Here is a 20414-nt window from a genome sequence, read left to right on the forward strand (position 1 = left end):
TGCATCGGACTGCGGTTACCCAGCCATTTCATTGGAGAACACACAAGGCGGCGTATAGCCAAAGCGATCTGCATGTGCAAGCAGCCATTGCGCCACCGCTGCAGGCTCATCACGGGGCAGCACCGGCAAGTCGGTCGCCGGATTCAGGTGGCGGCCCGCCGAGTGCACCACGGCCTGCACGCAGCTGTCGTGCGGGTACAGCAGCGGCTTGCCATCTGGCGCAGGCGTGCCGGCCAGCACTTCCAGCTTGGGCAGGTCACAGCTCTTGAAGCCTTCAACCAGCACCCAGTCCACGCTGCTGTCCAGTTGCACAATCAATGCATGCACATCGGGCTCTTGCGGCTTGGGCAATTCGCGCATCAGCACCATGCGTTGATCGGATGCCGCCAGCACCTCGTAAGCCCCTGCCTGTCGATGGCGCCAGGTGTCCTTGCCGGGGGTGTCGATGTCAAAGCGATGGTGCGTATGCTTGATGACCGATACACGCTGCCCGTGGGCAATCAGCACCGGAATCACCTGCTCGATCAGGGTGGTTTTGCCGCTGCCCGAATAGCCCGCAAAACAGACCACCTGCATACAAACTCCTCTTTTGATAGCTACTGGCGCTTATGCATCAAGCGCTAGCTGCCCTTTTCACTTACACCTTGCAGGTCTCGGCAACCAGTGCCTTCACCTTTTCCACATCAGCCGCCATCACCACCACGCGCTTGGGCAGGTCTTCGATGCCATTGAACTTGGCAGGGCGGTCGGGCTGGCGGTGCAGCGCCTCTTCAATGGTGGCGGCAAACTTGATGGGCAGCGCGGTCTCCAGCACGATCATCGGCTCGGCGCCCAGGTGCTCGCGCGCCACCTTCACACCGTCTGCAGTATGAGTGTCGATCATCTGGCCAAAGCGCTCAAATGTGTCCTTGATGGTGGCAAGGCGGTCTGCATGGGTGCTCTTGCCGCTTTCAAAGCCGTATTTGACAGCGGCATCCTTGAAAGCCGGGTCGCCGCTCAGGTCGAACTTGCCTTGTTTGGCCACACCTTCGGCAAACAGCTGCCGGGTGCGCGCACCGTCGCGTCCCACCAGATCGAACACGAAGCGCTCAAAGTTGCTGGCCTTGCTGATGTCCATCGAGGGGCTCGATGTTTCGTAGGTGTTGGCCGCGCCGCGCACCTGGTAGATACCGGTGCGGAAGAACTCATCGAGTACATCGTTTTCGTTGGTGGCCACCACCAGCTTGGCAATCGGCAGACCCATCTGGCGCGCCACATGGCCTGCGCAGATGTTGCCGAAGTTGCCGCTGGGCACGGTAAAGCTCACCTTTTCCGCATTGCTCTTGGTGGCCTGCAGGTAGCCAGCAAAGTAATACACCACCTGCGCCAGAAGACGTGCCCAGTTGATGGAGTTGACCGTGCCGATCTTGTACCTGGCCTTGAAGGCATGGTCGTTGCTGACGGCCTTGACGATGTCCTGGCAGTCGTCAAACACGCCTTCAATGGCGATGTTGTGGATGTTTTCGTCCTGCAGGCTGAACATCTGCGCCTGCTGGAATGGGCTCATGCGGCCATGCGGACTGGTCATGAAAACGCGCACGCCCTTTTTGCCGCGCATGGCGTATTCGGCTGCGCTGCCGGTGTCGCCGCTGGTGGCGCCCAGAATGTTCAGCTCTTCGCTGCGGCGAGCCAGTTCGTATTCGAACAGGTTGCCCAGCAGTTGCATGGCCATGTCCTTGAAGGCCAGCGTCGGGCCGTTGGAGAGGGCTTCGATCAGCAGGTTGCCATCCAACTGGCGCACCGGCACGATGGCGTCGGTGCCGAACACCTCCCGGGTGTAGGTCTTGGCGCAGATGGCCTTCAGGTCGGCTGCAGGAATGTCGTCGATATAGAGCGACAGTATCTCGAACGCGAGGGCCGCATAGCCCTGGCTCGCCAGGGTAGTGCGCAGCTGGGTCAACTTGGCTTCATCGATCTGCGGATATTCCACCGGCAGGTACAGGCCGCCATCGGGCGCCAAGCCTTCAAGCAGGATATCGCAGAAACGTTTTTGTTCGGCATGGCCGCGCGTGGAGAGATACAGCATGGATGGAGCAGATGGTTGGAATGCAGCCCTCACGGGCCTGAAATCAGCCGCCTATTATCGGTCAGCCGCCAGTACTGGTACGCTTTAGGTTCAATTGGTGGCTACTACGCAAAGACAAAGGGCCCCGGCGGGCCCTTTGTATGCAGAAAGCATTGCAAGACAGTCAGGGCTGTACACCCATGCGCTGCAGCTCGCGCCTTGCGTGGAAGGCTCGCCAGTAGTCCACCATCAACTCGGCAAAGGCGTCGTTTTTCATCTTCTTCACGCCCTTGAGCATCAGCACCATGCGGTGCTTTTTCTTGACGTATTGCCCACGTCTGCGCCCCACGCCCAGGGCAGGTGGCACCACGCCTTGCTCCAGCGGCAGGGTGATGGTGAGCATGTGGTTGGCCTGGGTGAACTGGAAGTCGTCAATCGCCGACCATGGCAGCAGCTCCTGCGCCTTGAACATTTGCACGCCTTCGGGAGCCAGTACCAATGCGGGCTCCTTGCCATCCCGTGAAAACAGGAATGCGAAATAGGCGCAGGCCAGCCCCGCCAACAGAACGCCCACACCATAGAGCTGACCATTCCGGCTGTTGAACAGGAACGCAGCCCCTGCCACGCAGACCACGGTGAAGAAGACAAAGAGCCCGGTTTGAAACCAGGAACGCTCATAGATCACGGTCTGCTCGCGCCCCAAGGCCGCGATCTCCTGCAACTCGGCAATCTTGGCCGCTCGTGCAGATGCTGCAACACTGGTCAGCTCGCTTTGCAAGGCCGCATTCACGTCCGCCACTGGCGCAGGTGACACACTACCCGCCATGGTGCCACCAGTTGCCGCAGCGGGTGCCGCACCCTGCTCCAGGCCAAATTCCTGCAGCAAACGGCTGCCCTGCGAATCCATGGCCCGGCCCAGCAGCTCCGGGGTGATGGGCACGCCCAGTGCATCCAGCCGCACGGCCAGTTCCGGATGGGTATCGGTCGGGTGCGACTGGCGATTTTCCAGGTGCTGGCTCGGGTCTGCCATGCCCTTGCTGGCCACCAATTGGCGCACATGGCCCACGATGCCGCCCTCCACCGTCTGGCCCTGGTCCCAGTTCATCTCCAGCGCTTCGCTCACGTGGGGCTCAAGCGCGGTGATGCGCAAAAGTGACGAAGCAACGGCCTGCGGGCCGACCACACTGGCGCCCACGGCATCGGCCGCCAGTTCGCGCTTGCGACCCCAAAAGCGCACCGCCTCGTGAAAGCTGTCGAGAAACATCTCGCCAAACAGGGTGGCCGGGCGGCGCAGGAAGTCCATCCAGGACTCTTCGTGCTTTTCTCCGCCACTGATGGCCACCAGGTGGTTGATGGTGGCGGCATAGATCGGCGAGAAACGCTGGCTATAGAGCGTGTCTTCTCCAATGAAGTGGCCCAGTTCGTGGCCAATGACCGAGGCCACCTCTGCCGCATTGAGGAACGCCATGTACGGCAAGGGCAGATACAGCACGCGCCCCGCGGGCACCATGCTGCCATTGCTGAGCCGAACGGGGTGCTCCGTCACAAAGAAGCCTTCATTGAGGCCGACGACAATGCTGTCAGGCATGCCCGCGCCGGTCTTGGCAGCCACGCGGTCGACAAAGGCCCACAGCTCAGGCGCCTTCTCGCGTGCGAGTGCCTGGCCCATCACCTCGATAGGCTCGTTTTCCATTGCCTTGCGGGATGCCTTCCACACATCCCACAGCACCTTGCAGCCTGAAAACAGCAGAAACAGCGCCAAGCCTCCCAGCACGAGCATGAATTTCATGTCGCCCTTGCTGTAGCGGTTGTGGCGCAGGATGGGCATCATCTCGTACACCAGAAGCGGAATGGCGGCAGCAAACAGCAGCAGAACCATCACCACCATGTAGGTCGGCAGCAGCTTGCGGCCCTTTTCAAATGTGGCCAGCAATTGCTCGCGCGACTGCATCGCCTTCTTGCCCATGGCACTCTGATAGAACACGCCAAACGCCGACCACAGCAGCGCCAGCACGCTGAAAGCCATGGTGCAGCCCGCCAGCGTTGGCTGTAGATTGCGGGTGGTCACGTTCAAGCCACCGGCCTTCAGTTCGGCCAATGCGCGTTCGTAGCGGCTGCGCATCAGCCTTGCATCCACGCTGCGACCCTCGCTGTCCTTCACCGTTGCCCGGCCTCGGGGGCTGGTTTCTTCAATCGCCTTGAGTTCCTGCACGACCTGTTCGTACGCGGCAATCGTTGCCTGCACATCCACCGACGCGCCTGCCCGCGACCATTGCCACATGCCGACGAGCAGCATGATCAGTGGAATACCAAACAACACCGCCCAACGCTTGGCCCGTGCAGCCCATTTCTTGTCAGTCTCAGACATGCCTGCTCTCACTCCTTGTTATGTAGCAGGTCGCTAAACCTGCCATGGTTCTAAGCGATTGATAATAACGAGTAATTTTTGAAACAATATGGCGAAAAAATAAACAATAGGTAAAAAGAAAACCGCCAGCGGCACAAGACCGGTGGCGGTTGACAGGTGAACTGCGCGCAGGCTTAGTTCAGCTCTTCCTTGCGGATGCGAGTGATGGGCGCCAGCACCGTGGGCAGGCCCTGGATTTCGGCCAACGCCTTGTCCATATCGCCTTCGCGGGTGTCGTGGGTCAGGATGATCAGATCGGTCTGCGTCGATCCTTCGCCTCCCACCTCATCGGCTTCACGCTGCAGCACGGCATCGATGCTGATGCCTGCATTGGCCAGAATGCCTGTTACCTTGGCCAATACGCCAGCCTCGTCGGCCACGCGCATCCGCAGGTAATAGCTGGTGACCACTTCGGCCATGGGCAGCACGGGCAGATCCTGCCCCGCCTCGCGCAAGGTGCTGCTCTGGAAGGCCAGGGGCGGCACGCGGTGGGCTGCATCTGCACCGTCCAGGCGGGCGATATCGACCAGATCGGCAATCACGGCCGAGGCGGTGGGCTCCGAGCCTGCGCCCTTGCCGTAATAAAGCGTAGTGCCTACGGCATCGCCATGCACCACCACGGCGTTCATGGCGCCTTCCACATTGGCAATCAGGCGCTTGGCTGGCACCAGCGACGGGTGCACACGCAATTCGATGCCCTTTTCGGCACGCTTGGTAATGCCCAGCAGCTTGATGCGGTAACCCAGTTGCTCTGCGTATTTGATATCCACCGACGACAGCTTGGTGATGCCTTCGACATAGGCCTTGTCGAACTGCACAGGAACGCCAAAGGCGATGGCGCTCATCAAGGTGGCCTTGTGGGCAGCGTCCACCCCTTCGATATCGAAGGTTGGATCGGCTTCGGCGTAGCCCAGGCGTTGCGCCTCCTTCAGCACCACATCGAAATCCAGACCCTTGTCGCGCATTTCGGACAGGATGAAGTTTGTGGTGCCGTTGATGATGCCGGCAATCCACTGAATCTGGTTGGCGGTGAGGCCTTCACGCAGCGCCTTGATGATGGGAATGCCGCCTGCCACAGCAGCTTCATAGGCCACCATCACACCTTTTTCCGCAGCCGCCTTGAAGATTTCGGAGCCGTGCACCGCCAGCAGTGCCTTGTTGGCCGTCACCACGTGCTTGCCTGCGGCAATGGCCTCTAGCACCAGGGCCTTGGCAATGCCATAGCCGCCGATCAGCTCCACTACCACGTCGATATCGGGGTTGGCGATCACATCACGCGCGTCCTTGACGACTTTCGCATGCTCGCCCACCACGGCGCGTGCGCGGGTTTCGTCCAGATCGGCCACCATGGTGATTGCAATTTCGCGGCCAGCGCGGCGACGAATCTCGTCATGGTTACGTTGCAATACGCCAAAGACACCACTGCCCACGGTGCCGATGCCCAACAAGCCAACTTGGATCGGTTTCATAAGTCTCTACAAATAGTTCGCAGTAAAAAACACTCTGGCGCTTATCTGGTAAGCGTCGGTAGCTATCAAATTAAATACAGCTGGTACACACCCTGCCGACAACGCGAAGGGAGGCGCCCCGTACAGCCTGCATGCCTCAGGCTGCCTTGCTGGCCTTGGCCAGCTTGGCCGGTGCTTCGGCGGCAGGCACCACAGCCAGCTTGTCCGTGCCATAGCGTTGGCGGTATTTGGCCAAAAAGCCGGCCAGCCGGTTGATGGCTTCCTTCAGATCCGGCTCATGCGGCAGGAAGACAATGCGGAAATGGTCTGGTTGAGGCCAGTTGAAGCCCGTCCCCTGCACCAGCATCACCCGGGTTTCCTTCAGTACCTGCAGGAAGAATTCCTGATCGTCCTGGATCGGGTACACCTTCGGATCGAGGCGCGGAAACATATAGAGCGCGCCCTGGGGCTTGACACAGCTGACACCGGGAATGGCATTGATCATCTCCCATGCCATGTCGCGCTGCTTGCGCAGGCGGCCACCCTCCTGCACCAGCTCGTCGATGCTCTGGTGACCACCCAGTGCCGTCTGCACCGCCCACTGGCCTGGCACATTGGCGCACAGGCGCATGTTCGACAGCATGTTCAGGCCTTCGATATAGTCGGAAGCGCCCGATTTATCGCCCGAGATCACCATCCAGCCAGCACGGTAGCCACAGCTGCGGTAAGCCTTGGACAGCGAGTTGAAGGTGATCGTCAGCACATCCTGCGACAGGCTTGCGATTGGCGTGTGCACGGCATCGTCGTACAGCACCTTGTCATACACCTCGTCGGCAAACACCACCAGGCCGTGCTCGCGAGCGATGTCAATGATCTGCAGCAGCAGCTCCTTGCTGTAGAGCGCGCCGGTAGGGTTGTTGGGGTTGATGACCACAATACCCTTGGTACGCGGCGTGATCTTGGCGCGGATGTCTGCCAGATTGGGCATCCAGCCATTGTCTTCGTCGCACATGTAGTGCACTGGCGTGCCACCCGACAGGCTGCTGGCCGCCGTCCACAGTGGGTAATCTGGAGCGGGCAGCAGCATTTCGTCGCCAGAGTCCAGCAAGGCGTTGGTCGCCAGGCTGATCAGCTCGGACGCACCGTTGCCCAGATAGATATCGTCCAGCGTCACGCCCTTGATGCCCAGGCGCTGGGTTTCATGCATCACCGCCTTGCGCGCCGCAAAAATGCCCTTGCTGTCCGAGTAGCCCGCCGAATTGGGCAGGTTGCGGATCATGTCCTGCTGCACTTCCTCAGGTGCATCAAAGCCGAAAACCGCCAGATTGCCGATGTTGAGCTTGATGATCTTCTGGCCTTCGTCTTCCATCCGCTTGGCCGCGTCCATGATGGGCCCTCGGATGTCGTAACAAACATTGGCCAGCTTGGCGGATTTATGAATGGTCTTCATGACAGAAAGCACTACCTTTGAAAACGAGGGATTGCAGCCCGTTGGCAGCAGGTCGGCAGAGACTGCCCGCACCCGATAACCACAGAACCGACGAGGTGAAACCTATAATTTGACCACAGTTCTTCACTGATACCACAGTGTAGTGGTACCCAATGGATCGTACTGCCTTGCCGGAGTACGAACGCCACCTCGCCCGAAAGCCCGCTCCCATGAAATTCCAACCCGACAAATCCAACACGTTGACCGTCACGGGCTATGACCGCGGCTGGGTCGCCGTGGACAAGCAGCGCTATGAGCACAGCCTGGTGGTCTGCTCCAATGGCAGCCTGCAACCCTGGAACTGCAACAGCTTTGCCGACCTGGGGCCCGCCCATTTTGCGCAGCTGGCGGACTTCGATGTGGAGACCATTATTTTTGGCAGTGGCAATTGCTTACGTTTTCCTTCGCCCGCCTGGCTGGCGCCGCTGATCGCCCAGCGCATCGGCTTCGAGACCATGGATACCCCTGCGGCATGCCGCACCTACAACGTGCTCGCTGGAGAAGGCCGGAAGGTGTTGCTGGCCGCCGTGGTGGAAGTGCCTGCCGGATAGCCACAATCGATAGCCTGTGATTATCAGGGGGGCTCGATAAATATTTCGATTCAGGGTAAAATAGCAGCTTGCGGTCGTGGGCCTGAATAATAACTATATGAGCACTTTGATTCCTGCGGCCTTTTTGCGATTACTCCGGAGAAAATAGAGCGCTATGGCTGTTGTTGTCAACAAATCCCTGCCAGAATTTGAAGCACAAGCTACGGGAGGCCAGAAGGTTTCCAATGCATCGCATCAGGGGCAAATTCTGGTGCTGTACTTCTACCCAAAGGATAACACTCCCGGCTGCACCACCGAGGCCATGCAGTTCCGCGACAAGTACGCGGACTTCGTGAAGGCAGGTGCGGCGGTGTTCGGTGTATCGCGCGACAACATGAAATCGCACGATGACTTCAAGGGCAAGCTTGAGCTGCCTTTTGAGCTGATCGCCGACACCGAGGAGAAGCTCTGCCACATGTTCGGCGTGGTCAAGAACAAGATCATGTACGGCAAGAAGGTCAAGGGCATCGAGCGCTCGACTTTCCTGGTAGGCCCTGATGGCGTCCTCGTGCAGGAATGGCGTGGCCTGAAGGTTCCTGGGCACGTGGAAGAAGTGCTCAAGGCGGTCAAGTCGATGAAGGCTGCGCAGAAAAAGGCTGCATAAGCCAGTCCTGCGCGATTCATCGTGCCTTTGCGGCGCATCGCCTGTCATGCAGGGGTGCGCCGTTGCCGTCTGTACGATGACAGAAATTTGACATTTTTCTGTCCGGCAGAATGTGCATAATGGACTCATATGTTTGAGCCCGGAATGCGTTGCTGCCCTATCGATCTTCAAAAAGGCTGTCTTGCTTGCGAGATGGCCTTTTTTGCTTTGGCAGGCCTGCATTCCGATGTGAATATCGCCCCTTTGGCGAGTAATTGATAAAGGCCTTTTGCTTCATGCCTCTGCCTCCCGCACCTACCGGACGCGCCAGCCGGCTTTCCTCCAGCGACCTGGCCACCAAGGCTTCCGCCAAGACGCGCAAATCCACCGGCCCCGTGATCGGCGATGTCTCTGACCTCGCATTGGAGTTGGAGCCCACCCAGATCGCTGCTAGCGCCCAAGCGCTGCAACGCACACCGGCAACGGGCACCAAGCCAGCCCGCTCGCCCAAGGCAGCAGCCAAGGCCGCCAAGGCGACCACTGCCAACACCCCCACGGCCCCTGCCAAATACATAGTGGCCGACAGCGCCGTGCCTGCCAGCAAGCCTGCCAAGGTGCGCAAGACCGGCAGCGGTGTCGCCAAGCTGTTTGTGCTGGATACCAATGTGCTGCTGCATGACCCGAGCAGCCTGTTCCGCTTCGAGGAAAACGACATCTACCTGCCGATGATCGTGCTGGAAGAGCTCGATGCGCACAAGAAGGGCATGACCGAAGTGGCCCGCAATGGCCGCCAGGCAAGCCGCACGCTCGATGCACTGGTCGCCACGCAGGAATCGCAACTGGCCCAGGGCATTCACCTCGATGCCACCGGCCAGAAAGGCGCGACCGGGCGCCTGTTCTTCCAGACCGAGCCGCTCCACTACCACCTCCCTGAAAGCCTGCCGCAAGGCAAGGCCGACAACCAGATCCTGGGCGTGGTCGAGGCCCTGCGCCAGCGCCACCCGGAACGCCCCGTCGTACTGGTGTCCAAGGACATCAACATGCGCGTCAAGGCGCGTGCGCTGGGCCTGGAAGCCGAGGACTACCAGAATGACAAGACGCTGGAAGACGGCGACATGCTCTACACCGGCATGTTGCAGCTCCCGCTGGATTTCTGGGCCAAGGTGGGCAAGAAGGTGGAAAGCTGGCAGTCCGGTGCATCCACCTGCTACCGCATCAGCGGCGCGATCACGCAGCAGTTGCACATCAACCAGTTCGTGTACTACGAAGCACCGGGCGAAAACAGCCTGTTTGCCCGCGTGATCGAAATCCGCGACAAGACTGCCGTGCTGGAGACCCTGAAGGACTACGGCCACCAGAAGAACAACGTCTGGGGCGTAACCACCCGCAACCGCGAGCAAAACTTCGCGATGAATCTGTTGATGGACCCGGACGTGGACTTCGTCACCCTGGCTGGTACGGCCGGTACCGGCAAGACCTTGATGGCGCTTGCCGCCGGTCTGACGCAGGTGCTGGACGAGCGCCGCTACAGTGAGATCATCATGACCCGCGCCACCGTGAGCGTGGGCGAGGACATCGGCTTTCTGCCCGGTACCGAGGAAGAGAAGATGGGCCCCTGGATGGGCGCGCTGGACGACAACCTGGAGTTTCTGGCCAAGGGCGATGGCGGCAACCCTGGTGAATGGGGCCGCTCGGCCACCAATGACCTGATCCGCAGCCGCATCAAGATCAAGAGCATGAACTTCATGCGCGGCCGTACCTTCCTCAACAAGTACGTCATCATCGACGAGGCGCAGAACCTGACGCCCAAGCAGATGAAGACCTTGATCACACGCGCTGGCCCTGGCACCAAGATCATCTGTATGGGCAATCTGGCCCAGATCGATACGCCGTACCTGACCGAAGGCTCATCGGGCCTGACCTATGTGGTTGACCGCTTCAAGGGCTGGCCACACAGCGGCCATATCACCCTGGCACGCGGAGAGCGCTCGCGCCTGGCCGATTTTGCCAGCGATGTGCTGTAAGTCATTGCTATGCAATCGATAGCTACAGGCGCTTGACTGCAAGGCGCCAGAAGCAAAAAACATCAAAAAAGCACCTTCCACAGGTGCTTTTTCTTTGGCTGCATGCCAGAGCGTCATCAGGCTCCGGTACCGCGAATCTGGTCCAGGCTGCGCGAAGGCGTGATGGCCTGCGGATCCAGCTTGCAATGCACGATCACTGGCAGTTGGTGCTCGGCCGCCCAGGCGCGCATGGCGGCCAAAGCGGGGGCAAACTCTTCTGTACTGTCCACGCGCATGCCATTGCCGCCAAAAGCCTTGGCGTAGGCCACAAAGTCAGGGTTGCGCAACTCGGTGGCGCTCACGCGGTTGGGGTAGTCACGCTCCTGGTGCATACGGATCGTGCCGTACATGCCGTTGTCGATCAGCAGCACCACAACGGGCAAGTGGTACTGCACGGCCGTCGCAAACTCCTGGCCGTGCATCAGAAAATCGCCGTCGCCCGCAATGCACACCACACTGCGATCGGCCCACAGCCGCTTGGCGCCCACCGCGGCCGGAAAACCGTAGCCCATGCTGCCACTGGTGGGCGCGAGCTGGCTGCCATAGCTGGTAAAGGGCCAGAACCGGTGCACCCAGGTGGCAAAGTTGCCAGCTCCGTTGCACCACACGGTATCGGGGGGCAGCACTTCGCGCACATGTGCCATCAACTGGCCCATCTGCAAATTGCCTGGCACCTGGATGGGCGCCGGATTGCTCCAGGCCAGGTAATCCGCGTGGGCCTGCACTACCAGCTCTCGGCGCGCTTCACTGGCCTGCGCCGCAGGCTGGCTGGCAAGCGCTGCGCAGAAGCTGTCTGGCGCAGCCACAATGGCCAGATCGGCCTGGTACACGCGGCCCAGCTCATCTGGATCGGGGTGGATATGGATCAACTGCTGGCCTTGCGACGCCGGAATGCCCAGCAGGCTGTAACCCTGCGATGGCACCTCGGACATGCGCCCGCCCAGCAGCACCACCAGGTCGGCGCGCTTGACGCGCTCGATCAGCTTGGGGTTGACGCCCAGGCCCACATCGCCCGCGTAATTGGGGTGGTTGGCCGGAAACACCATCTGCCTGCGGAAGGAACACGCCACCGGCACGGCATGGGCTGCGGCAAAGGCTGCAATGTCCTGGTGGGCCTGCGCATTCCAGCGCGAGCCGCCTGCAATGATGATGGGGTTGCTGGCTGCGGCAAGCTTGGCAACCACGGTCTGTACATCGGCATCTGCCGCGTTGGCGGGTGCCGCCTGGTACGGCCTGGCATCAGGCACCGACACGGTATCGCGCAGCATGTCTTCGGGCAGAGCGATCACCACCGGCCCCGGACGGCCACTGGTGGCTACAGCGAATGCGCGGGCAATGATCTCGGGCACGCGCGCCGCATCATCGATCTCGGTCGCCCACTTCACCATGGGGCCGAAGACGGCGCGGTAATTGAGCTCCTGAAAGGCTTCGCGGTCGCGCGCGCTGCGCTCGATCTGGCCGACAAACAGAATCATCGGCGTTGAATCCTGCATTGCCACATGCAAGCCCGCCGACGCATTGGTGGCGCCCGGGCCGCGTGTCACCATGCAGATGCCAGGACGGCCGGTGAGCTTGCCCTGCGCCTCGGCCATCATTGCTGCACCGCCTTCCTGGCGGCAGATGGTGGTGTCGATGGGCGCATCGTACAAAGCGTCCAGCACGGCCAGAAAGCTCTCGCCCGGTACGGTGAAGATCTGCTGGGTGCCATGGATCACCAGCTGGTCCACCACCAGCTGGCCGCCAGTGCGCTGGATATTTGCCTGTGTCATTTTTTTGTCTCCTTGTTGAAATCGAAAGAAAATTGCTCCCCACGCTTGCCCACTTCGTGTGGCCGCTGCCCCTCCAAGAGGGGCGCTTTTCATCTTGGGGCGGCCCGGCGATGAAAAATTGCTCCCCACGCTCACCCACTTCGTGTGGCCGCTGCCCCTCCGAGAGGGGCGCTTTTCACCTTGGGGCGACCCCAATGAAAAAGGGCCGGACACCATACTCCGCATGGTGCTCAGCCCCTTTGATTTATGTCACCCGGCAACGCCGGGGTGTCTGGTTCAGATGATGCATTTCTCAAGCAGCGGTTCGTTGCGCAACAGGCGTTCCCAGCCCAGCGGGCTCACGTCCAGCGTCTGGTAGCGCCCGGTCAGCACCAGTTCGGCAATTGCACGGCCAGCCGCCGGGCTCTGCTGCAGGCCATGGCCCGAAAAGCCATTGGCAAAATAAGCGTTGTCGCAGCTGGGGTGCAGGCCAATGATGGCGTTGTGGTCGAACAAATTCATCTCGTAGTAACCCGCCCAGGCGCTTTCCACGCGCAACGCTTCAAAGCCCGGAATGCGCTCGGCCAGCGTCGGCCAGACAAAGTTCTCGAAAGCATCGTGTTCCACATCGAGCGGAATATCGTTGCCGTCGTTCCCCTCTTCTGGGCAGAAACCGGCGATGAAACCATGGCCCTCCGGTCGCAGCCAGATGCCCGATGGGTCGATCAGCAGCGGACACTGGGGCAGCTTGGCGGGGCTGGACAGGTTGAAGACCGTGCGGCGCTTGCCGTGCACGGGCAGATCAATATCCAGCCAGCCAGCCACAGGTTTGGCCCAGGCACCGGCAGCGTTCACCATGGCGCGGCAGGCAATGCGCGTGCCGTCTGCCAGCAGCACGGCTTCCACATGTGCCACGCCGTCGTGCCTGGAATGCGCAACGCCTACGGCTTCGGCCCGCAGGTACTTCACACCCTGCGACACCGCCTTGGCCTTGAGCGACTGCATCAGCAGGTAGCCGTCAAACCAGCCTTCTGCCGACAGCCCCAGCGAGCCGAGCACGATGTCGTCAACGTTCAACCACGGAAAACGGGCCTTGAGCGCTTCCGAGTCCAGCAATGCCACATCCACATCGTGTGCGCGCTGCAGCGCATGGTTGTCGCGCAACACAGCCTCGCCCGCCTGGGTCGCCAGGTACAGGTAACCGTCTTCCACGAGGCCGATGTCCGGCTGGTCGTTGCCAACGGCGAGCTCCGTCTTCAGGTTGCGCAAGAAACCAATACCGAACTGCGACAGCGCAATGTTGATGGCGGTGGAGAACTGCTGGCGGATGGAGCTGGCCGACAGTGCCGACGAGGCCTGCGCATAGCTTGGATCACGCTCGATCACCATTACCGGCACGCCGGGCTGCTGCAGGGTCAAAAAATAGGCGATGGCGCTACCAATGGCACCACCGCCAACGATGACGATAGGAAGTTCTTGCATAGATCAAAGATCACAAAGTCAATCCAGGGCGTGCCCGCCACCGAGCCACCGCCAAGAACGCCCCCGCCCAAAGGAGAGCGAGGGACGCCGCGCAGCGGCTCAGCAGGTGCCGTCAGACATCAAACCGAACGCCTTGCGCCAGCGGCAGCGCGCCGCTGTAGTTGATGGTGTTGGTCGCACGGCGCATATAGCCCTTCCATGCGTCAGAGCCCGATTCACGGCCGCCGCCGGTTTCCTTCTCGCCACCGAAGGCGCCGCCGATTTCTGCGCCCGAAGTGCCGATATTGACGTTGGCAATGCCGCAGTCGCTGCCTGCGGGCGACATGAAGCGCTCCGCGTCGCGCAGGTCACTGGTGAAGATGGCCGACGATAGGCCCTGTGGCACCGCGTTCTGCAGGGCAATCGCATCATCCGAGTTGCCGTCGTAGGTGACGATGTACAGGATGGGGGCAAAGGTTTCGTGTTCCATCACCTTCGATTGCGCTGGCATCTTCACGAGGGCCGGGCGCACGTAGTAGGCGTCTGCGCCCAGATCTTCGCGTTCGCGCTGGCCACCGATCACGGTACCGCCTTCTGCCTTGGCCTGCGCCAGGGCAGCCTGCATGCCGTCAAACGATGCCTTGTCGATCAACGGGCCCACCAGGGTGCCGTCGGTCATCGGGTCGCCCACGGTCACGCTGCCGTAGATTTTTTCCAGGCGCGCCACCAGTTGATCGGCAATGCTCTTGTGCACGATCAAACGGCGCAAGGTGGTGCAACGCTGGCCTGCAGTGCCAACGGCGGCGAAGGTGATGGCGCGTGCAGCCAGCTCCAGGTCGGCCGAGGGCGTCACGATCATTGCATTGTTGCCACCCAGCTCCAGGATCGAGCGGCCAAAGCGCTCGGCCACCTTCACACCCACCTGGCGGCCCATGCGGGTCGAGCCGGTAGCGCTGACAATGGGCACCAGCGGGCTGTCCACCAGTACTTCGCCCACGTCGCGGGCGCCAATCAGCAGTTGGCTGATGCCAGCTGGCACGGCGCCAGGCTGCTCCTGGTTGAACTCGGCAATGGTCTTTTCCAGCAGGTGCTGGCAGGCCACGGCGGTGAGCGGGGTCTTCTCGGAAGGCTTCCATACCACGGCATCGCCGCACACCAGGGCCAGGGCGCTGTTCCAGCACCACACGGCCACGGGGAAGTTGAAGGCCGAGATGATGCCGACCACACCCATCGGGTGCCAGGTTTCCATCATGCGGTGGCCGGGGCGCTCGCTGGCAATCGTGAGGCCATGCAGCTGGCGTGACAGGCCGACAGCGAAATCGCAGATGTCGATCATTTCCTGCACTTCGCCCAGGCCTTCGGAGGTGATCTTGCCGGCTTCCACCGACACCAGAGCACCCAGCGCGGCCTTGTGCTGGCGCAAGGTCTGGCCAAAGCGGCGTACCAGCTCGCCGCGTACGGGCGCTGGCACGGTGCGCCATTGCAGGTAGGCATTGTGGGCGGCCTGGATGGCTGCGCTCGCCTGCTCGGCGCTGTGCGCCTTCAGGGTTGCCAGCGTGGCACCATCGGCGGGTGAACGGCTGGTGATGTCGTTGCCGGAGAGGGGTTTCAGATCCAGCGCCAGTTGCTTGCAGATCTCGTTCAAACGGGTGGTGGATGTGCTCATCGCTCGTCGTTCCTTACGCTTTGGCCTTGACAGGCCTACTATCAAAAAAGAAGCTGCCTGCGCCCTGTAGGTGCGCGCAAGCAGTGGTTTTTACTATAAACCGTGGGCCGTCAGCCCTGCATCACTTGTAGGAAATCTGCGTCTGCTTGCCGTCCTTGTACACATAGGCCGTGACGCCGGGGTTCTTCAGATTGCCCTTGTCGTCAAAGTTGAAGATATTGGTCACGCCTTCGTAGTTCACATCGCGCACGGCAGCCAGGTATTTGGCGGGGTCGGTGGAGTCAGCCTTTTTCATGGCGGCGGCCACCACCATCATCGCGTCATACATGAAGGGGCCATAGGTCAGCACCTCGGCCTTGAAGCGATCATGGTAGCGCTTGGCAAAGTCTGCACCCTTGGGGCGCTTGGCCAGCTCTTCGCCGCCACGGCTGCAGTACAGCACGTCGTTGACTGCGCCCTGGCTGATCTTGAGGATTTCGGCAGTGCACAGACCGTCCGAGCCCATCAGCTTGGCCTTGACGCCCAGGCGCTTCATCTGGTTGGCGATCAGGCCGCCTTGGGCATCCATGCCGCCATAGAAGATCACATCGGGTTTCTTGCCGCGGATATTGGTCAGGATCGCGGAAAAGTCCACACTCTTGTCGGTGGTGAACTCCTGCGCCACCACCTCGGCGCCCATGGCCTTGATGCGCTTGGCAAAGTCGTCGGCCGAGCCCTTGCCGTAGGCCGTGCGGTCGTCCACGATGGCAAAGCGCTTGGCGCCCAGCTTGTTCACGGCCAGCTCAGCCAGCGCCGCGCCCACATCGGCATCGCTTGCCAGCACGCGGAACACGTTGTTGTAGCCCAGCTCGGTAAAGCCGGGGTTGGTGGCAGGCGAGAGGTTGGGAATGCTCTTCTTGTTGTAGATGGGCGCCGCCGGAATGGCTGCACCCGAGTTGAAGTGGCCCAACATGGCCTGCACGCCGCCATCCACCATCTGGTTGGCCACCACCACGGCCTGCTTGGGATCGCCCTGGTCGTCTTCGGATTTCAGCTCGAACTGCACGGGCTTGCCGCCAATCACCATCTTCTGGGCATTCAGCTCTTCGATCGCCAAGCGGATGCCGTTTTCATTGTCCTTGCCCCAGTGCGACATGGGCCCCGACAGCGGCGCTGCGTGGCCAATCTTGACGGTTTGCGCCGTCTGGGCATTCGCCGGGCCTGCCAGCAAGGCGGTAGCGGCAATGGCAGTCAGGGAACCGAGGCGATGGGTCATGGTCAGTGGCATGGGTGATGTCTCCTGTTGTGCCGCCCGCACTGCTCTGGTGCGTTGCAGGCTGGGGTTCGCGGTCTGCCGCCTGCCGGGCCACAGACCATCAATAGCTAAAAATGCTATGTGAACAATCAGGAACAGCAAAATGCGAAAATAGCCAGACATATTGCGTTTTCCGAACAAAGTACCTACCCCTATGCGCAACGCGATCCCCAATATCGGGCTGTTGATGGCCTTCGAGGCATCAGCCCGTCACGGCAATTTTTCCCGTGCTGCCAACGAGTTGGCGCTGACTGCCAGCGCCGTCAGCCGCCATGTGGCGGCTCTGGAGGACCGCCTGGGCGTGCCGCTTTTCGTACGGCACAAACGCCGCGTGATGCTCACCGATGCGGGAAAACGATATGCCCAGCGGGTGCGCCTGCATCTCAATGGCCTGGAGCGCGATACGCAGGAAATCGCCAACAGCCGCGCCCAGGGCTATGCCATCCATCTGGCCGTCGTCTCCAGCTTTGCCACGCAGTGGCTGGTGCCGCGCCTGCCAGCCTTCGCCAAGCTGCACCCCGATATCCATGTGCACCTGTCGGTGCGCTCGGAGCCATTTGCCTTTGAGGAAAGCGGTTTTGACGGCGCCATCTACTCGGGCGACGGCCTCTGGGCCCAGACCCAGGGCCAGCGCATTGCTCAAGACGGAGCCTGCATCCCCGTGTGCAGTCCGGCGTTCGCAGAGCAGCACGCACTGGGTGCGGAGGCAGATTGGCGCCATCTCGTCCACATCGGGCTGGAGAGCCGCCCCAATGCCTGGCGCGACTGGTATGCACAACTGGGCTGGGATTACTCGGTGCAGGCCTCACGCGGGCCGCGTTACGAGCTGTTTTCGATGGTGATCATGGCCGCCAGCGCCGGCTTGGGCGTCGGCCTGGTGCCCGAGGTGCTGGTGCAACCCGCGCTGGATGCCGGCCAGGTGGTGCCAGCCCACAGCCATACCTCGCCTGGCACGCAAAGCTACTGGTTCAGCTACCCCACCTACCGAGAGCCATCGCAGGCATTGCAGGCGTTTGAGAGCTGGGTGGTGGCGCAAAGCCAGCAAAGCGGGCCATAGCCAAGAAAACGGCCGCCCTGCACAAGGCTGTAACTGAAGAGATCGCTATAAAAATAGAAGCTGGCAGCGCATTACCTTGCTCACTTTCAGATGCTTTTTCGCTTGAAAGCCAAGGAAACCTTACGCGGCCAGCTATTGTTTTGAATAGCCCTGCGGTACTGCAAGGGCGATTCCTCAATAATCGTCTGCGCCCACAGCCAGGTTCTCGAAACGGGTCTGGTTCTTCTGGAAGAAGAGCTTGACGGTACCCGTCGGCCCGTTACGCTGCTTGCCGATGATGACCTCGGCAACATTGGGCTCGTTGCTCTCCTTGTTGTAGTAGTCGTCGCGGTAGATGAACATGATGATGTCCGCGTCCTGCTCAATGGCGCCCGATTCGCGCAGGTCAGACATCATGGGCCGCTTGTCGGTGCGCTGCTCCACCGAACGGTTGAGCTGCGACAGCGCGATCACCGGGCATTGCAGCTCCTTGGCCAGCATCTTCAGGCCACGCGAGATTTCGCCCAGCTCGGTGGCGCGGTTGTCCGATGAGGCAGCGCTGCCCGAGCCGCTCATCAGCTGCAGGTAGTCGACCACAATCAGGCCCAGCTTGCCGCACTGGCGCGCGAGGCGCCGCGCATTGGCGCGCAGCTCCGATGGCGTAAGGCCCGGTGTTTCATCGATGTGCAGGCTGACAGTGCGCAGGCGCTCGATCGCCTCCGACAGACGCGGCCATTCCTCATCGGTCAGCTTGCCGGTGCGCAGATTGCCCTGGTTGACGCGGCCGATCGAGCCGACGATACGCACCGCCAGCTGGGCCGCGCCCATTTCCATCGAAAATACCGCCACCGGCAGCCCCTCGTTGAGCGCCACATGCTCGGCAATGTTCACCGCAAACGAGGTCTTGCCCATGGACGGACGTGCCGCCAGCACCACCAGGTCGCCCGCCTGCAGGCCACTGGTCATCCGGTCCAGATCGACAAAGCCCGTGGGCACGCCAGTCACATCGACCGGGTTGTCTGCCATCTCCTGCACGCGGTCAAGCAAGTCGACCACCAGGGTGTCCAGCGACTGGAAGCCCTGCTTCATGCGCGAGCCTTCTTCGCCAATGGCAAAGATCTTCTGCTCGGCCTCGTCCAGCACGCGATCCACCGTCTTGCCCTGCGGATTGAAGGCGTTGGTGGCTATTTCGTCGCTGGCCGTCACCAGTTTGCGCAAAATGGAGCGTTCCCGCACGATTTCGCCGTAACGGCGGATATTGGTGGCGCTGGGCACGTACTGCGCCAACTGGTTCAGATAGGCCAGCCCCCCTACTTCCTCAGCCTTGCCAATGCCCTGCAGATGTTCGTAGACAGTGATCACGTCGGCGGGCTTGCCAGCGTTGATCATGCTGGCGATGGCGGTGAAGATCAGCTTGTGCTCGTGGCGGTAGAAGTTGTCTTCGGCCAGCACGTCGCCCACCCGGTCCCAGGCGTTGTTGTCGAGCAGCAGGCCACCCAGCACGCTCGATTCCGATTCGATGGAATGCGGCGGAATGCGCAACTGCGCCACCTGTTTGTCGGGGGTGATGAACGCGTCGTCCATCGGGGGGAAGGTCTCTGACATGGGGGAAGGGTTCCAGCAATAGAAATGCACCGGATCGGTGCCGGTGCCATGCGGCAAGAATAGCGCAACTCGAATGCCTCGCCCGCCGCCCGGCCCTTGCCCGCTCTGGTAGGGCCCCTGCTCGGCTACCAGCATGGCATCACCAGTTATGATCGGCGCCATGCGCATCGCACTGGGTATCACCTATAACGGGCAGGCGTACCAGGGCTGGCAGAGCCAGCCATCTGGCCGCACCGTCCAAGACCATCTCGAAGCGGCCCTGGGCCGCTTCGCCGCTTCCCCCATCTCAACCATCTGCGCCGGCCGCACCGATGCCGGCGTGCACGGCCTGATGCAGGTCGTGCATTTCGACGCGCCGGTAGAGCGCGCCGAAGCCTCATGGGTGCGCGGCACCAACACTTTTTTGCCCAAGGACATTGCCGTGCAGTGGGCGCGCGCCGTTCCCGAGGCTTTTCACAGCCGCGCCTGCGCCACTTCGCGCCGCTATGGCTATGCGCTGCTGCAATCGCCGGTGCGCCCGAGTGTCGAGTTTGGCCGCGTCGGCTGGGTGTTTCAGCCGCTCGATCTTGCCGCCATGCAGCAGGCCGTGCAATTCTTGCTGGGCGAGCATGATTTTTCGTCGTTCCGCGCTGCAGGCTGCCAGGCCAAGTCGCCCGTCAAGACGTTGTATGCCATCGACATCGCCCATAGCCCGATGCGCCCCAGCAGCGCGCGCGACGGCGTGCCCTCGTGCTACTGGCGGTTTGATTTTCAGGGCAGCGCCTTCCTCCACCACATGATCCGCAACATCATGGGCTGCCTCATCATGATCGGCCAGGGCGTAAAGCCGCCCGAATGGATGCAGGAAGTGCTGAATGCACGGAGCCGTGAAATGGCCGCCCCCACATTTTCGCCAGACGGCCTGTATTTTCTCGGTCCCCAGTACGATGCACAGTGGGGCCTGCCCACCCAGGCCGTTTCCTTTGACTGGTTTGCCTGAA

The 20414-nt window shown here is 61.3% G+C and carries 15 protein-coding genes; 5 read left to right on the forward strand and 10 right to left on the reverse strand.

From position 1 onward, the window contains the following. Nucleotides 1-15: 15 nt before the first annotated feature. The 5 genes from mobB to ABIE32_RS11375 form a co-directional block, all read right to left on the reverse strand. Nucleotides 16-576, reverse strand: coding sequence for a molybdopterin-guanine dinucleotide biosynthesis protein B (gene mobB, locus ABIE32_RS11355; protein WP_429016174.1), 561 nt, complete (start codon nt 574-576; stop codon nt 16-18). Between the two features lie 61 nt (nt 577-637). Next, complete coding sequence (gene thrC, locus ABIE32_RS11360) at nt 638-2065, reverse strand: threonine synthase (protein WP_429016177.1); 1428 nt, start codon at nt 2063-2065, stop codon at nt 638-640. A 163-nt stretch (nt 2066-2228) separates the two neighbouring features. Then, nucleotides 2229-4412, reverse strand: coding sequence for a M48 family metalloprotease (locus ABIE32_RS11365; protein ID WP_429016180.1), 2184 nt, complete (start codon nt 4410-4412; stop codon nt 2229-2231). Nucleotides 4413-4585: 173 nt separating this feature from the next. Beyond that, entirely contained in the window at nt 4586-5920 is a 1335-nt protein-coding gene (locus tag ABIE32_RS11370; RefSeq protein ID WP_224151546.1) for a homoserine dehydrogenase, read from the reverse strand. Nucleotides 5921-6056: 136 nt separating this feature from the next. Beyond that, the gene (locus tag ABIE32_RS11375; protein WP_395024946.1) at nt 6057-7349 is read right to left on the reverse strand and encodes a pyridoxal phosphate-dependent aminotransferase; all 1293 of its coding nucleotides are present in this window, start codon (nt 7347-7349) and stop codon (nt 6057-6059) included. Between the two features lie 209 nt (nt 7350-7558). Between ABIE32_RS11375 and ABIE32_RS11380 the strand changes: the two genes are divergently transcribed. From ABIE32_RS11380 to ABIE32_RS11390, 3 genes are all read left to right on the forward strand, one after another. Beyond that, the gene (locus tag ABIE32_RS11380; RefSeq protein ID WP_429016183.1) at nt 7559-7939 is read left to right on the forward strand and encodes an Mth938-like domain-containing protein; all 381 of its coding nucleotides are present in this window, start codon (nt 7559-7561) and stop codon (nt 7937-7939) included. A 154-nt stretch (nt 7940-8093) separates the two neighbouring features. Further along, complete coding sequence (locus ABIE32_RS11385) at nt 8094-8582, forward strand: peroxiredoxin (protein ID WP_224151543.1); 489 nt, start codon at nt 8094-8096, stop codon at nt 8580-8582. A gap of 275 nt (nt 8583-8857) precedes the next feature. Then, nucleotides 8858-10585 (forward strand): PhoH family protein, encoded by a 1728-nt coding sequence (locus ABIE32_RS11390; RefSeq protein ID WP_429016185.1) that lies wholly within the window; start codon nt 8858-8860, stop codon nt 10583-10585. 116 nt (nt 10586-10701) lie between these two features. Here the strand turns inward: ABIE32_RS11390 and ABIE32_RS11395 are convergent, their stop codons facing one another. From ABIE32_RS11395 to ABIE32_RS11410, 4 genes are all read right to left on the reverse strand, one after another. Beyond that, the gene (locus ABIE32_RS11395) at nt 10702-12393 is read right to left on the reverse strand and encodes a thiamine pyrophosphate-binding protein (protein ID WP_429016186.1); all 1692 of its coding nucleotides are present in this window, start codon (nt 12391-12393) and stop codon (nt 10702-10704) included. A gap of 276 nt (nt 12394-12669) precedes the next feature. Beyond that, nucleotides 12670-13854, reverse strand: coding sequence for an NAD(P)/FAD-dependent oxidoreductase (locus ABIE32_RS11400; RefSeq protein WP_429016189.1), 1185 nt, complete (start codon nt 13852-13854; stop codon nt 12670-12672). Between the two features lie 112 nt (nt 13855-13966). Continuing rightward, nucleotides 13967-15499 carry an L-piperidine-6-carboxylate dehydrogenase gene (gene amaB / locus ABIE32_RS11405; protein WP_429016191.1) on the reverse strand — a complete coding sequence of 511 codons (1533 nt, stop codon included), beginning with the start codon at nt 15497-15499 and terminating at the stop codon, nt 13967-13969. 121 nt (nt 15500-15620) lie between these two features. Next, the gene (locus ABIE32_RS11410; RefSeq protein WP_429016194.1) at nt 15621-16754 is read right to left on the reverse strand and encodes a branched-chain amino acid ABC transporter substrate-binding protein; all 1134 of its coding nucleotides are present in this window, start codon (nt 16752-16754) and stop codon (nt 15621-15623) included. Between the two features lie 193 nt (nt 16755-16947). Here ABIE32_RS11410 and ABIE32_RS11415 point away from each other — a divergent pair, with 193 nt between their 5' ends. Next, on the forward strand, nt 16948-17850 hold the full coding sequence (locus ABIE32_RS11415; protein ID WP_224151537.1) for a LysR substrate-binding domain-containing protein: 903 nt from the start codon (nt 16948-16950) through the stop codon (nt 17848-17850). A gap of 174 nt (nt 17851-18024) precedes the next feature. Here the strand turns inward: ABIE32_RS11415 and dnaB are convergent, their stop codons facing one another. After that, nucleotides 18025-19434 carry a replicative DNA helicase gene (dnaB, locus tag ABIE32_RS11420; protein WP_224152582.1) on the reverse strand — a complete coding sequence of 470 codons (1410 nt, stop codon included), beginning with the start codon at nt 19432-19434 and terminating at the stop codon, nt 18025-18027. Nucleotides 19435-19594: 160 nt separating this feature from the next. Between dnaB and truA the strand changes: the two genes are divergently transcribed. Next, entirely contained in the window at nt 19595-20413 is an 819-nt protein-coding gene (gene truA / locus ABIE32_RS11425) for a tRNA pseudouridine(38-40) synthase TruA (protein ID WP_429016455.1), read from the forward strand. The last annotated feature ends 1 nt before the right edge of the window (nt 20414 follow it).

The sequence above is a fragment of the Comamonas sp. 4034 genome (genome assembly GCF_050434545.1).
Lineage (GTDB): Bacteria > Pseudomonadota > Gammaproteobacteria > Burkholderiales > Burkholderiaceae_C > Comamonas > Comamonas odontotermitis.